This window comes from Streptomyces phaeoluteigriseus, assembly GCF_001896135.2.
Lineage (GTDB): Bacteria > Actinomycetota > Actinomycetes > Streptomycetales > Streptomycetaceae > Streptomyces > Streptomyces phaeoluteigriseus.
The window spans coordinates 745,570-758,978 of sequence record NZ_MPOH02000009.1; the positions used below are offsets into that span (position 1 = coordinate 745,570).

General features: G+C 73.7%; 7 protein-coding genes and 1 pseudogene. 6 read left to right on the plus strand and 2 right to left on the minus strand.

Annotated elements, in window-relative coordinates:
• Positions 1-172: 172 nt before the first annotated feature.
• Entirely contained in the window at positions 173-1,558 is a 1,386-nt protein-coding gene (locus BM536_RS11035; RefSeq protein WP_094102857.1) for an FAD-binding oxidoreductase, read from the minus strand.
• Positions 1,559-2,497: 939 nt separating this feature from the next.
• Between BM536_RS11035 and BM536_RS11040 the strand changes: the two genes are divergently transcribed.
• The 5 genes from BM536_RS11040 to BM536_RS11060 all read left to right on the plus strand — a co-directional run bounded on the left by BM536_RS11040 (position 2,498) and on the right by BM536_RS11060 (position 8,830).
• A complete protein-coding gene (locus BM536_RS11040) occupies positions 2,498-3,535 on the plus strand; it encodes a sugar-binding transcriptional regulator (RefSeq protein ID WP_073495095.1) in 1,038 nt (345 codons plus the stop codon).
• Positions 3,536-3,543: 8 nt separating this feature from the next.
• A complete protein-coding gene (locus BM536_RS11045) occupies positions 3,544-4,203 on the plus strand; it encodes a type VII secretion system-associated protein (RefSeq protein ID WP_245873382.1) in 660 nt (219 codons plus the stop codon).
• Between the two features lie 142 nt (positions 4,204-4,345).
• Positions 4,346-7,078, plus strand: a complete 2,733-nt coding sequence (locus BM536_RS11050) for a hypothetical protein (RefSeq protein ID WP_094102858.1) — start codon at positions 4,346-4,348, stop codon at positions 7,076-7,078.
• Between the two features lie 71 nt (positions 7,079-7,149).
• Entirely contained in the window at positions 7,150-7,449 is a 300-nt protein-coding gene (locus BM536_RS11055) for a hypothetical protein (protein WP_094102859.1), read from the plus strand.
• Positions 7,450-7,510: 61 nt separating this feature from the next.
• Positions 7,511-8,830, plus strand: coding sequence for a hypothetical protein (locus BM536_RS11060; protein ID WP_094102860.1), 1,320 nt, complete (start codon positions 7,511-7,513; stop codon positions 8,828-8,830).
• A gap of 90 nt (positions 8,831-8,920) precedes the next feature.
• Here BM536_RS11060 and BM536_RS11065 read toward each other — a convergent pair.
• Positions 8,921-12,243: pseudogene (locus BM536_RS11065) on the minus strand (right-handed parallel beta-helix repeat-containing protein).
• A 74-nt stretch (positions 12,244-12,317) separates the two neighbouring features.
• Here BM536_RS11065 and BM536_RS11070 point away from each other — a divergent pair.
• A partial coding sequence (locus BM536_RS11070) for a S8 family serine peptidase (protein WP_245873385.1) occupies positions 12,318-13,409 on the plus strand: 1,092 nt, incomplete at its 3' end.

Consider the following 13,409-nt stretch of genomic DNA (forward strand, 5'->3'; position numbering starts at 1 on the left):
GGCGGCCAGGGCCGGGGCCCGAGGCGGATAGGACGTGGGTCGCCAGGCGTCCGCCGACCTGTGCGTCGGCATCCGGGCCGTGCCAGGCGGCAATGTGGCAGGTGCTGTACAGCTCGACCTGTACGCACCATCACCCACCGGCCAGGTCGGCTCCCTCAGGACACGTGGTGGGCTACGCGGTGGTGACCGAGTGGCCGAAGCGGAGGAGGTTCTTCGGGTCGTAGGTCGTCTTGTCCGCGCACAGGCGTGAGTAGACCTCCGGGGTCCAGGCCCGGGCCCGGTCGGCGTTGTCGCCGGGGCGGCCGTGGAGGTTGACCATGGTGCGGCCCGTTCCATAGGGCAGCAGCGCGGTGTACAGAGCGACAGTGGCGGCTTCTACGGCCCGTGCAGCGTCCGGGCCCGGCAGGACGCCGACCGACTCCACGAGATGAGCGGCGTCACGGGCGCAGATCGCGTCCTCCATCGGGCCCGGTCGGGCCAGCGCGCCGCCCATGTGCCGCAGCCCGACCAGCAGCAGCGGGTAGTCGGGTGCCGCCGCCGGGCCGCACTGACCGAGGAAGGCCGCGATCGCGTCCGGCGTCAGATCGCGCAGCAGGGTGCACGACTCCCGTGCCGGGAGTGGATCCTGGGGATCTATGTGGATGGCGTCGACCTCTGTGTACGGCATGTCGTGGACGGTGTCGAGGACCACCGGTGCCGCCGCACGTATGGGGGCGAGAAGGGCCTCACCCTCGGCCGGGTCGCCGGGCCAGGCGACGGCGACGCGGGCGAAGAAGCCGCCACGCAGTGGCTCGGGGATCTGCGGCAGCGGCGGCATGCGCAGCATGGTGAAGGTGCTGCACATCTGGTCCGGGACCGTGCGTGTCCAGTCGGCCCAGGCGGTCAGCAGGGCTCCGGCGTGTTCGCCGGGGCAGTACACGCCGCCGCCGAGTACGCGCGACACGGGGATCAGCCCGGTGACCATGTCCGTGACCACGCCGACGTTGCCCTTGCCGCCGCGCAGGGCCCAGAACAGTTCCGGTTCGTCGGTGTCACTGGCCGTGCGGAGAGCACCGTCGGGGGTGACCACGTGGAAGGAGCGGACCATGTCGGAGGCGTAGCCGTAGGCCCGGCCCAGCACCGGGAGGCCTCCGCCCACGGTGTAGCCGACGGCGCCCGCGTCGGTCGAGGTGCCGTTCAGGGCGGCGAGACCGTGCGGGGCGGCGGCGGCGAGGACGTGCCGCCACTTCGCGCCGGCGTGGATCGTAGCCGTACGCGCGGCCGGGTCGACCTGGACGTCCGTCATGCGCGCGGTGTTGATCAGCAGGCCGCTGTCGACAGGGGAGTTGGCGCCGTGGCCGGTGGCTTGCACGGCGACAGGGGTCTCGGTGGCGGCGGCCCAGCGCATCGCGGCCACCACATCGTCGGCGTCGGTCGCCCCGACCACCACGTCCGGGCTGTGCCGTACGGCCAGGTTGAAGCCGGCCAGTTCGGCGTCGTAGCCGTCGTCGCCGGGGCGCAGTACCGGCCCCTGGATCCGGGAGAGAGCGAACAGATCGGGGGCGTCCCTTGTAGTCATCACGTGCTCCGCGTGCTCCGTGCGTTCGGGAATGCTTCGGCTCCGGAGGGAGGGCCGCGGCTGCGCTCAGGCGTCGATGGCGGAGCGGTGGGGGAGAGGCCGTTTCCGGGGGCCGCTCCGCGCGTTCCGCACGGGGCCCGATGTAGTCGTCGTCATCTCCAGCATGGCCCCGCCACGGGCGCTGCGCATGCGGGCCGGGGGCGCGACGCCGGCGGCATCAGGGTGCAGGTCCCGGTGGGCTGCTCGGGGTGCGGGGGGTCATCGGCCGTCGAGGCGCGGATGCCGCAGTTCGTCGGCGACCGCGGGGCTTGGACGTCGCCCTTCGACGTGACGTGCGTGGAGCACGCGCCGTCGGTCGGGCCCGCGTCCTCCATGAGCGTCGAGACCGCCTGAGCCGTTGCTGCCGACCCGCTCGAACCGGCGGCCGGCCACCTCGACGATCCACTCCGCGGTCGGCCACCTCGACGCGCACCGCGGAGTACCGCATCCGTCGGGGCCCCGCACCTCGTCGAGGGGAACGGGCCCCGTTCGGGGGACGTCTGTCTCGGCTCCAGCAATCCCGTGTCGGAGCCGGCCGGAAGGGTTGTACGGCCCGGGGGCGATTCACAAAACTGCCGAGCGCAGGTTCGATCGCACCACCGCCCCTGCAGGCCACCTGCTCGCCGGATTGTGCGCGTACGCCAGGAGAAGCTGCCCGCATTCGGGGGCCACCTGGGCGACCGCCTCCGGGACCCGCTCTCGAAGTGCCCTGTCCGCCACCGCTGTTGGTACTGATACGGGAACAGCCCTCTGTCGACGGACAGTTCGGTATCAGCGGTCACTGACGCCCCTGGTGTCACTCCGGCGTCGCTTCTCCGTCATGTTCTGCTCACTTCGTACAGATGGACTAGCCGGAGAAGTGGTGTGAGTTGACGAGCGATGAGAGCGCGGAGATAGGACATGGCCGAATCGGCTGAGGTGGCGGCGTTACCCGCGCCGATCGACACGCTCCTCGCCGCCGCCGTCGCCCGGCGCTTCTACCTGGAGCAGCGGTCGAAGGTGGAGATCGCCAAGGAGTTCGGCATCAGCCGGTTCAAGGTGGCCCGTCTCCTCGACGCGGCCGTGGCTCACGACATCGTGCGGATCGACATCACGGTCCCGGCAGAGATCGACGTCCCGCTCGGACGGGCGCTGACCGAGCGGTTCGGGCTCCGGCACGGCATCGTTGTCAACCTCGGCCGGAACGAGGGCCGTACGGCGTCACCCGCTGATCAGCGCCAGAACGGTCGCTGGCTCGGCACGGCGGCGGCCCGGCTGCTCTCGGAGATCGCTGAGGAGGGCGACGTACTCGGGCTGGACGGCAGCCACGCGGTGGACGCGCTGAGCGAGACGGTCACCCGGCTGCCGCTCTGCGACGTGGTGCAGCTGACCGGTGTGCACGGGCCGGACCTCGCCCACGACGCCGCGATCACCGCGGTCCGCCGTACGGCGGCGACGGGCGGTGGCAGGGCGTTCCCGCTCCACACCCCGTTCCTCCTGCCCGACGCGGCGACGGCCGCCGTCCTGCGCAGTCAACCCGCCACCGCCGAGACGCTGGACCGGTTCCGCCTGGTCACCAAGGCCGTCGTCGGCATCAGCGCTTGGGACGCCCCGCACTCCCCGGTGTACGGCGCCCTGTCCGATCCGGAGCGGGAGAAGCTCCGGGCGGAGGGGGCTTGTGCCGAGGTGGCCGGACACGTCCTGGATGCCGTCGGCCGGGTGATGCCCACCGAGTTGAGCGCCCGCACGATCGGGGTCGGTGCCGCCGAACTCCGTGGCGTCGCGGAACTGATCGGTGTCACGGCCGGTGGACGCGGCACCGGCGCGGTCCGCGCCGTACTGCGGTCCGGACTGCTCACCGGAGTCGTCACGGACGCCGCGACCGCGCGCCGCCTCCTCTGGCACGACGCCCCGGACGACACCGCACAGACCGCGGTCTCGTCCCGATCCACCGAATGAGGAAAGCGATGAGCCAGCAGGACGAGGCGTTCCCGCCCGTTCCGGACGACATTCGTGAGGCGGGCCGCCTTGCCCCGGACCACTGGCTGGGGGCGGTCGACCCGATGTGGTCCGGGACGGGGAGTCCCCCGGAGTGGGCCATGACCGGCCGGTGGCGGTCCGGCCTCGACGGCGAGATCGTCGAATGGGAGGACAACCCCGCATACCGACCCTCCCCGCGTGCGCTCGGCTGGCCCGAACCGGAGGACGAGGTGGACCGCGCCGTCCAGCTCGCGTCGACCGGGTACGGGCCCGGCGAGGCGGTGCCGGCCGCGCTGGTGGGGCGCGAGGTGGCCGTGCTCACGGCGCCGGGCGGCGGCCTGGTCAGCGCGGCGGCGTCGGACGGGACGCCCGTGGTGCCGGTGTTCACCTCGTCGGTGTTCCTGCACACCGCGGGGCGCTTCGCCTTCGAACTGGTCGCGGTGGAGAACCTCCTGGCGCGCGTTCCTGAGGGGCACGTGCTGTATCTGAACCCCTCGGCCGCGGTGAGCATGCTGCTGGACCCCGACGCCGTACGCGACGCCGTCCGGGACGGTGCGGGGGAGCGGCTGCCCGACGCGGCGTCCTTGGGCCGCACCGCGCGGGTGCTGACCGAGGCCGTTCACCCGATCCGGGGGACGGACGCGTGAGCCGCTGGTCCTCCGTGATGCCGGGCCGGGGACGCAGGTCCGACTCCGGTACCGGCCGCCGCGGCAGGGGGCTCCCGGCCGGCGACGTGAACGGCGCCGAAAGCCTGGGCCGCGGTGGCCGCCGGTCGAGGACGTCGACGGCGTGCTGCTCGTGCGAGCGGTCGATGACGACTCGTTCCCTCTGGACGTGGTGGCCGAAGTGGCGGGTGCCGTCGGCAGGGAGGCCGGCGTCGTCACGGTGATCGTGGGCTCCGCCGCCGGGGGCGGGGCGCCCGACGCCGACCACTGGGCACGGCTGGGCGCGCTGCTGGACTCCCTCCGCGCGCGGGGTACCGACCGGGTCCGGCTCGTCATGTCCGGCGCAGGTGACGACCGGCCGGACAGGCCCTGCGTCGCCCGCAGGATCGCGGACGCCTGGGAACTGGAGGTGACGGCACCGGACGGCGCCGTCCTGATCACGCCCGGGGGTGCGCTCTTCGTCCACGGCGGCTCCCGCCCCGGGGGCGGCTGGTGGCGGTTCGCGCCCGGCACGAAACCCCGGAGACTGGGCCGACGTGCTCCGGCGCCCGCCTGGGAGGAGGCGCTGGGCGCGGTGCCCGAGCGCACCGCCGGTGGCTGTGTCGTGGACCATGTCCCGGCCGGCGTGGTGATCCGCCCGGCCGAGGCAGCGGGCCCGGCCCCCGACGACCTGTGCTTCTCCGTGCCCGTCGACTTCGAGCGCCTCACGGTACTGGTCGGTGCCCCGCAGGCGGAGGACGTCGCCGCCGAAGAGGTCGCCGCCGTCCTCGCCGGGCTGCCGGAGGCGCAGCGCGCCCGCGCCCGCCTCGCGCCCGGCGGCCGGCGCGACCTGCTGCGGCTCGCACAGTCGGTCGCCGACCTGCTGGCCACAGAGGTGGAGGTACTTACCGGCCTGCCCTTGCTCGACGACCACGCACCGCCCGGAACGCCTCCCCGGCCCACGCTGGTCGGTCTGGACGGCAGGCCGAGCTGGCGGCCGTTCGTGTCGGCCGTGGTCTGCGGGCCGGTCGACTCGAAGGGGCGGGCTCCCGCACCCAGGCCCACGGAGCTGCACCCGCCCGACTGGATTCTCGGCGGCAGTGAACGGGGGACGGTGCGGCTGACGGACCGCTGGCAGGCGACGGTGACCCGGGCCGGTCTCGCCCTGTGGGCGTTGGACGTCCCCCGTCCCGGGCCGCTCGGACCAGCGGTCGACCCTGAGGCGTGCGTCATCGAACTGGGAATGCCGGGACAGCCGTTGGACGACTCCCTGCTGCCCGCGCTGTCCCGCCTCCTGCACGGCCTCGGGACCGATGTCCGGTCACGCACCACCCTGCTGGTCCGCGGCAGACTCCTGGCGTCGGACAGCGCCCTGCGCCGCCTGGCCGCCGAACACGGCGTACCGAACATCCGCTACGTCACCACCGGCCGGCCCCCGCGCCCCGGCACGGCGAGCGCCCGGCCGCGCGCGACCGCGCAGCCCGGCAGGGTCTCACCGTCCGGTCGGATGTCCCACGAGTCCGGTCCGGCAGGTGCCCTGCCCACTCCCGGGCCCGGGCTGCCGACACGCGCGCCTGCCGCGCGCCCCGGTGTCCCCGAGGGCGGCGGTGCTCCTGAGGGCGGCGGGGCCGCCGAGGCGATCGGTGTCGCCGGCGGCCCTTCGGTCGCCGAGCTGGTCGTGCCCGCGGATGCCTGGGCGGACGAGGGTGCTCCCGGCCGGCCGGTCGCCGGTGCCGAGGGATCTGTGCCGCCGGTGTCCCTTCGGGAGGGTGGGCCTGTTCCCGCGCCGGAGTCCTCTCCGGCCGGCCGGCCCGCCGAAGTCGATGTGGATGCCGTCGGCCATACAAGGGCGGTGGGTACGCCGCCGGGGTTCCTTCCGGAGACTGCCGAGCACGGGGAAGCGGAGGCCGGTGCGGTCACGCCCACCGCGTCCTCGGAACTCCGTCCGCAGGGGCGGCCCGCCGAAGGGTCCGCGCCTGCCGCGGCGCCGGAGACTGTGCCGAGGACCGTGGCCGGCGTCGGGAGCAGGCAGGGGGCCTCCGTGCCCGCGGTGTCGCCCGACGGTGGGGCCGGTCAGGGAGCCGCGAGGGCTCGGTCGACGGTCGTCTCCTCGGACGGGAAGCGCACCGGGGCCGAGGGCGAACGAGGCAGAGGTAGAAGGGCCGAGGGCGAACGAGGCGGGGGCGAACGAGGCAAGGGCGAAGGGGCCGAGGGCGAACGGGCCGAGGGCGAACGACCCGACGGCGGCGTCGGCGAGACGGGACGCGCCGCTGGTGAGGGAGCCGGTCCAGGTCCGGACGGTGACCGGGCAGGTCGGGACGGTGACCGGGCAGGTCCGGACGGCGATCCGGCAGGTCGGGACGCTGATCCGGCAGGTCCGGACGGAAACCGGGCAGGGCCGGACGGTGACCGGGCCGTGCGTGAAGAGCCGGGGCAGACACCGCAGGTGCGGGGCGTCGAAGCGCCCGCCCCTCACCGTGCCGCCCTCCCGTTCGTGCCCGGGCACATCAGCGGGGCCGTGGAGCGTGCCGCGTTCCGGAATGCCGCGGCCGGTTCCTGGGAGGGGCACGCTGCCGCGGTGTCCCGGGTGCTCACCAGGATGCCCGCGCTGCGCGGGCACGAACTGGAGGCGGCGCGGACCGACCTCATCGCAGCGCACGCCTACCTCACCGCCGAGGAAGGGCCGCTGCACCATCGCGAGTTGACCCGGGACCTGCACACCGGTGAGGGCCGCCTGCTGCCCTACGCCGGCTGCCTGGCGTCCGCTCTGCGTCGGCTGCCCTCCTACCGGGGGGTGGCGCTACGCGGCGGGAACGCGGAGGGCCCCGATCCTGTGATCGGCACTCTGCTGCACGACCGGCGCCGGTCAGTGCCCTGACGGGATCATCGGCGCTCCCGACGGCCGGAGCGCCCGCGCGCTATGCGATCTGGTCCGTCACCGGACGCAAGGTGCGACAACTGCTCGACCGGCCGCGAGGCTCCACGGAGACGTACGAAGAGATCGTCTTCGTGCCGGGAACCGGCTTCCGGGTGGTGGGGGTTCGGACTGTCCCTTCGGGCCCCTCCGTCGTACTGCTGCGCGAACTGCCCGGGAACGCGACCGCCTACATGGACGGGTCGCAGGAACTGAGCGGGCTGGACCTCAAGGCCCTCGCCCACCTCGAGGAGGCGCTGGCCAAGGGCTTCCGCGTCGGCGACGACCCGCGCTGGCCGGACCGCTGTTCCGGGCCCGTCGGCCAGGAGGGATAGCAGGCGGGGACCGCCGCACGACCACCCAACACCCCACACTCCACACAGTTCGAGGAGAACGATGGCAAGCCAGAAGAAGCCGCCCGTCCCCCAGGGGCCCGACGGCACGGGCGGCTCGACCGTCCGCAGGGCAGTCTCCCTGGGGTCGGCTGCGGCCGACCCCGGCGCGATGCTGGCACCGGCCGCACGGCGTACCCCCGCGCCGGAGCCGGGCGAAGGCGGCACCGGGGGAGCGCAGACGGTACGGCCGGCACCGCGTACCCCCGACACCACCGAGAGCGAGGCCGCCCCCGAGCCGCCCGCCACCACGTCCGCCACCTTGGGGGAACCGGCCGCCACAGCCGCGGCATCCGCTACGGCCACCGCATCCGCCTCGGAGGAACGGTCGGAAGCGGAGAGCGGGAGCGTCACCGAGCCGGCCGCCGCCGTCCGGGTCGCCCCGGATGCAGAGGCCCGCGGGGTCGGCGCAACCGCAGCGGCCGGAACCGCAGCGGCCGGAACCGCAGCGGCCGGAACCGCAGCAGCCGGAACCGCAGCAGCCGGGGCCGGTGCGGACGAACCGCCGTCCGGGAACCCCAAGAAGCCCCTCCTCGCCGCCGCCGGCATCGCCGGTGTCGTCCTCCTCGCGGTGCCCCTGCTCATCTGGGCCACGGACGACTCGCGGCAGAAGAAGAAGGACGACGTGGCCGTGGCCGCGGGGTCCGACACCTTGCTCGAGGAGGAGGCCCTGGAGGTGCCGAAGGGCGACTACGCCCCTGCGGAGCCGACACCGGAGCCGTCGACCGAGAAGCCGTCCGCCAAGCCGAGCCCCGTCGTCGAGAAGGCTGCCCCGGTGCCGAGTTCGGCCCCGTCGAGCAAACGGGCCGAGGAGCCGAAGAAGGCGGAGCCCAAGGTGAAGGAGTACGCCCCTCCCAAGCTTCCGCCGAACACCGCCGCCTACGCCGTTCAGCGGCTGGCCGCCTCGAACCCCGGTCGGCACATCTGCTACCGGGTCCATGTGAAGGGTGCCGGCTGGACGGCCCCCGTGTGCGACGGGGCCACCGCGGGGCAGGAGGGCGGGGGGCGGCCCATCACGGCCATCAACGTCTCGGTGGCGGACGCGACGAGGGTGAACGGCAACGAGTTCATCCAGAAGGACGGGTGGACGACCGCGTGGTCGAGTGCCGCCGACGGGACGGACCTGGTCCTGGGCAGCGCCGCCTCGAACGCGCCCAGTCTCAGCGGCTTCACCATCGGTGTGGTGTCAGGCAACGTCTGCCAGAACCACAAGCTCGGCGAGCGCGGCTGGGGTGGCCTGGCGTGCGAGAAGCCCCAGGGCTGGATCTTCGGTGGTTCGACGGAGCCGCAGTTCTGGCTGGAGGCCGTCAGGTTCACCGTGTGAGGGGCGGGGCCGCGTCCACCGTATGAGTGGCGCGACAACGCGAGCGAACGCCCGCCGGCGCCGAACCGGCGGGCGTTCCCCTTCATGAGGTCACAGAGCGGCTTCCGGCCGTCGGGCCGGCGGCAGGTCCTCCGGCAGCAGCGTGGTGAGGTCGGCGAGGCTGGGCGAACTCAGCCCGGCCAGCCGACGGGCCTGACTCGTCATCATCGTCTCCAGCAGTTGCCGGGCGAGCCGCGCGTTGCCGAAGGACCGCTCGCGCGGGAGAGCGTCCACATGGGCGCGCAGCGCCACGAGGGTGGTGTCGGCGCACTCGTACCCGGAGGCCGCGGCGTGCCGGGACACGATGGTGACCAGTTCGTCCGTGCTGTAGTCCTCGAACCGTACGAACTTGGAGAACCGGGACGTCAGACCCGGGTTGGAGGCCAGGAAGCGTTCCATCTCCTCGGTGTACCCGGCGACGACGACCACGATCTCGTCGCGGTGGTCCTCCATCAGTTTCAGCAGGGTGTCGACGCCTCGCGGCCGAAGTCGTTGGACGAGCCCTCGGGCGTGAGGGTGTAGGCCTCGTCGATGAACAGCACCCCGCCCAGCGCGCTGGTGAAGACGTCCTTGGTGCGCTGGGCGGTGTGGCCGACGTACTGACCCACCAGGTCCGCCCGCGCCACCTCCACCAGGGAGTCGCGGGGGAGCACTCCCAGCGAGTGCAGGAGCTTCGCGTACAGCCGGGCGACGGTGGTCTTGCCGGTGCCCGGCGGCCCGCTGAAGACCAGGTGGTTGCTGATCCGGGGGGCGGGCAGCCCCGCGGCGATCCGCTGCCGGGCGTTGGTCAGCAGACTGACCAGGTCGGCGACCTCGTGCTTCACGGCGGCGAGCCCCACCATGGCGGTGAGTTCGGCCATCGGGTCGGACGTGTCGCCGGCATCCTGTGCCGAGCCGCCGACGGTCGCGGCCTCCGCGTCGCCGACGTCCTGCGGCAGCAGCAGCGTCAGGTCGTACTCCGCCGGGTCGGTCATGGCCGCGAGCCGGAACGCCTGCCGGTCCACCATGTCCTCGAACACGGCGCGGGCGGCGCGGCCGTTGCCGAAGGTCGCGTCGCGCGTCATCCGCTCGAAGCGTACGGCGAGGGCCTCCCGGGTCAGCGGCCCCAGCTCGAACTGGTGCCGGTGGCAGAGGCTCTCGGTGATCGTCACCAGTTCCTCCACCGCGTAGTTGTCGAACTCGATGGTGCGGGTGAAGCGGGAGGCGAGACCCGGGTTGGCGGTCAGGAACGACTCCATCCGCTCGGAGTAGCCGGCCGCCACCACGACCACGTCGTCGCGGTGGTCCTCCATCAGTTTCAGCAGGGTGTCGACGGCCTCTCGGCCGAAGTCGTTGGACGAGCCCTCGGGCGTGAGGGTGTAGGCCTCGTCGATGAACAGCACCCCGCCCAGCGCGCTGCTGAACGCCTCGGTCGTCTTGATGGCCGTACCACCGATGACCTGCGCGACGAGATCGGCGCGGGCGACCTCGACCAGATGCCCGCTCCTGAGCACCCCCAGGTCGGCGAGGATGCTGCCGTAGAGGCGGGCGACGGTGGTCTTGCCGGTGCCGGGCGGCCCGGCGAAGATCAGATGCCGGCTCATCGAGGGGACCGGCATGCCGAGACGGCGCCGGCGTTCCGCGAGCTGGTTCAGGTTGACCAGCGTGTTCACCTGGTGCTTGACGTTCTCCAGACCGACGAGCGACTCCAGTTCGGCCAGCGGACCGTCGGTCTCCGGCTCGTTGCCGGACCCGCCCGGGGCGCCCTCCTCGCCGACCGCTTCGGCCGACTCGCCCAAGCTGTCCGCCAGGCCGTTGTCCGCGCTGGTCAACAGTTCGACCGTGAGCCGCCGGCTCGCGCGGCTCTGGCGCAGTCCCGCGCCCTTGTTGTCGCGTACGACGCACCGGGCGACGTCGACCGGTTCGGCGCTGTCGACCCGTACGCCGTCGCCCGTACTCCCGCTGATCTCACAGGCGTTGAGGACGGCCCGGCCGCCGCGCGACACCTGCACGCCGTGGGCCCTCGAACCGTGCACCCGGACGCGTTCCAGAGTGATCTCGGCGCCGTCCCGCACACCGACCCCGGCGTCGGCGCTGTCGGCGATCTCGCAGTCCCGCAGGGTGCCCCGGCCGCGTTCGCCGACGAGGAGGCCCGTGCGGGCGGCGGACCTCAGCACGGTGTCGCTGATCTCGGGGTCGGAGTCGTCGTCGATGCTCACCGCGCAGCCGCCCGCGGACTCGACCTCGCACTGCTCGAGCCGGCCGCGGCCGTCGTCGGTGAACTCGATGCCGTGGCCGCCCGCGCCGGTGATCCGGGCGCGGCGCAGCAGGGGGTTGGCGGCGGAGCGCACCGAGATGCCGACGCCGGCCGCGTCCAGGACCTCCAGGCCTTCGAACTCGGCCGTGGAGTCGTCCGCGAGCTGCACCGCCCCAGCGGCGTCGGCGCAGTCGCTCACCACGGTGTCCCGCAACAGCGGGGAGCTGCCCTCGACGACCCGCACGGCGGCCTCGGTGGAGCCGTGGAACGAGCAGTCCTCCAGGGTTCCGCGGGAGCGGTCCAGGACGAGCAGCCCGCTCTTCTTGGTGCGTCGGGTGACACAGCCGCGCAGCATCGGGTCGGCCCCGCCGGAGATCACGATCCCGCTCTGCGCGATGGACTCGAACGAGGTCTCCTCGATCTCCGGGCGGGACATGCTGGTCACGAGCAACCCCACCGAGGTGTGGTGCACGGCGCATCGCAGTACCCGGGTCGAGCTGTGGCCCTCCAGTGCGATGGCCGGCTTGTCGGTGCCGGAGATGTCGCAGCCCTCCACGGTGCCCCGCGCCTCGCCGCTCGCCAGGACGCCGTTGGCCCGCGCGCCCCGGATGCGGCAGTCGCGGACGAGGGGCCCGGCGGTCTCGCCGATGACCACCGCGGAGGTGCCGAAGTTCTCGAACACGCAGTCCTCGACGATGCTCGCGCTTTCCGACGAGTCGACGAGACCGGCCCCACCCGGGTTGCCGATCCGGCAGCCGCGGGCGGCCAGCGAGCCCTTGCCGCGGATCAGCAGCGCCGTCCATCCCGCACCGGTCACGGTGCATCCGTCGAGCGCGGCCTGTCCGGCCGGTACGTCCACGACCGCGGCCTCCTTGTCGCGGCCCCGCAGGGTCAGGGCGCTGAGCATCACGGCGTCGGCCATGAGGGTGACGGCGGTGCCGTCCCGCGGGCAGATCTCGACGGCCCCCGGCTCTCCCTCGCCGACGATCGTCACCCGGTGCCGGATGACGAGGTTCTCGGCGTAGCGGCCGGGGCGGACCCGGATCACCGCCCCGGTACGGGACTGGGTCAGTGCCTCACCGATCGTCTGGTAGCCGTCCGACCGTTCCGGGCCGACCGTGAGTATTTGCCGAGCCACGCCTCGAACCTCCTTGTGCTGCTGCGGTAGTTGGCGTTGTGCGCCGCACATCTTGTGTGCATATCATGCGACTCATGTGGAATGCCATGAAAGGCCGGAGTGCGGGTCTCGCGCTGGCGATCGCCGTGGTCCTGCCGGTCACGGGCGGGCCGGCCTTCGCCGCGCCGGCCGCCCCGTCGGAGAGTCCCGGTGCCGACGACCCGGGCGCCACGCTGCTGCCTCCGCTGCCCCTCCGGCTCGGCGCGGGCAACCCCTGCACCGGGGCCTCGGAGCAGACGGCCACCGGCGCGGCGTGGTCGCAGACGGCGCTCGGGCTGTCCCGCGCCCAGCGGATCTCCCGCGGCGCCGGGGTGACCGTCGCGGTGGTCGACACCGGCGTCGCCTCCGGCGTTTCCAGCCTGTCCGGCAGGGTGCGGGCCGTCGGCGGGGCGGGCGCGGACTGCGTGGGCCACGGCACGTTCGCCGCCGGCCTGATCGCCGCCGCACCGGAGAAGGGCAGCGGCATCACCGGGATCGCCCCGCAGGCGCAGATCCTGGCCCTCTCCGCCACCGACGACCGCGGTGTCCCCTCCACGGAACGCGTGGCCGCCGCCATCCGTACGGCCGCGGACCGCGGCGCACAGGTCATCTACGTCGGTCAGGCCCTGCGCGCCGGCAGGGCCGAACTCACCGCGGCCGTCGCCCACGCCACCCGGCGCGACGCACTGGTCGTCGCTCCCGCCGCACCCGACGCGGTGCCCCGTGCGGAGCAGGGGCCGGGCGGCGAGATGCCCGAGGGTCCCTACTGGCCGGCCGCCGCGCCCGGCGCGCTCGCCGTCGTGGACTTCGGCCCCGGCGGCGTACGGCAGAGGAACGCGCCGCCCGCACACGAGCCCGACCTCTCCGCGCCCGGCAGCGCGATGGTCAGCGTCGGCCCCAAGGGCTCCGGCCACTACATCGGTTCCGGCGCCTCGCTGGCGGCGGCGGGCGTCGCGGGCACCGCCGCGCTCGTACGCGCCTATCACCCCGACCTCACGGCGGCAGAGGTCACCCGCCGGCTGCTGGACACCGCCTACCCCTCGGACACCCCCCGCCTCGACCCGTACGCCGCCCTGTCCCTGGTCCAGGACCGCACGACGGCCCCCGCGCAGCCCCCCGCCCCGGCACAGATGCCACCCCCGACCGAC

Coding starts and splice junctions, on each gene's coding strand:
- BM536_RS11035 (WP_094102857.1), bottom strand. CDS start 1,558: ATGACTACAAGGGACGCCCCCGATCTGTTCGCTCTCTCCCGGATCCAG.
- BM536_RS11045 (WP_245873382.1), top strand. CDS start 3,544: ATGAGCCAGCAGGACGAGGCGTTCCCGCCCGTTCCGGACGACATTCGT.
- BM536_RS11060 (WP_094102860.1), top strand. CDS start 7,511: ATGGCAAGCCAGAAGAAGCCGCCCGTCCCCCAGGGGCCCGACGGCACG.
- BM536_RS11040 (WP_073495095.1), top strand. CDS start 2,498: ATGGCCGAATCGGCTGAGGTGGCGGCGTTACCCGCGCCGATCGACACG.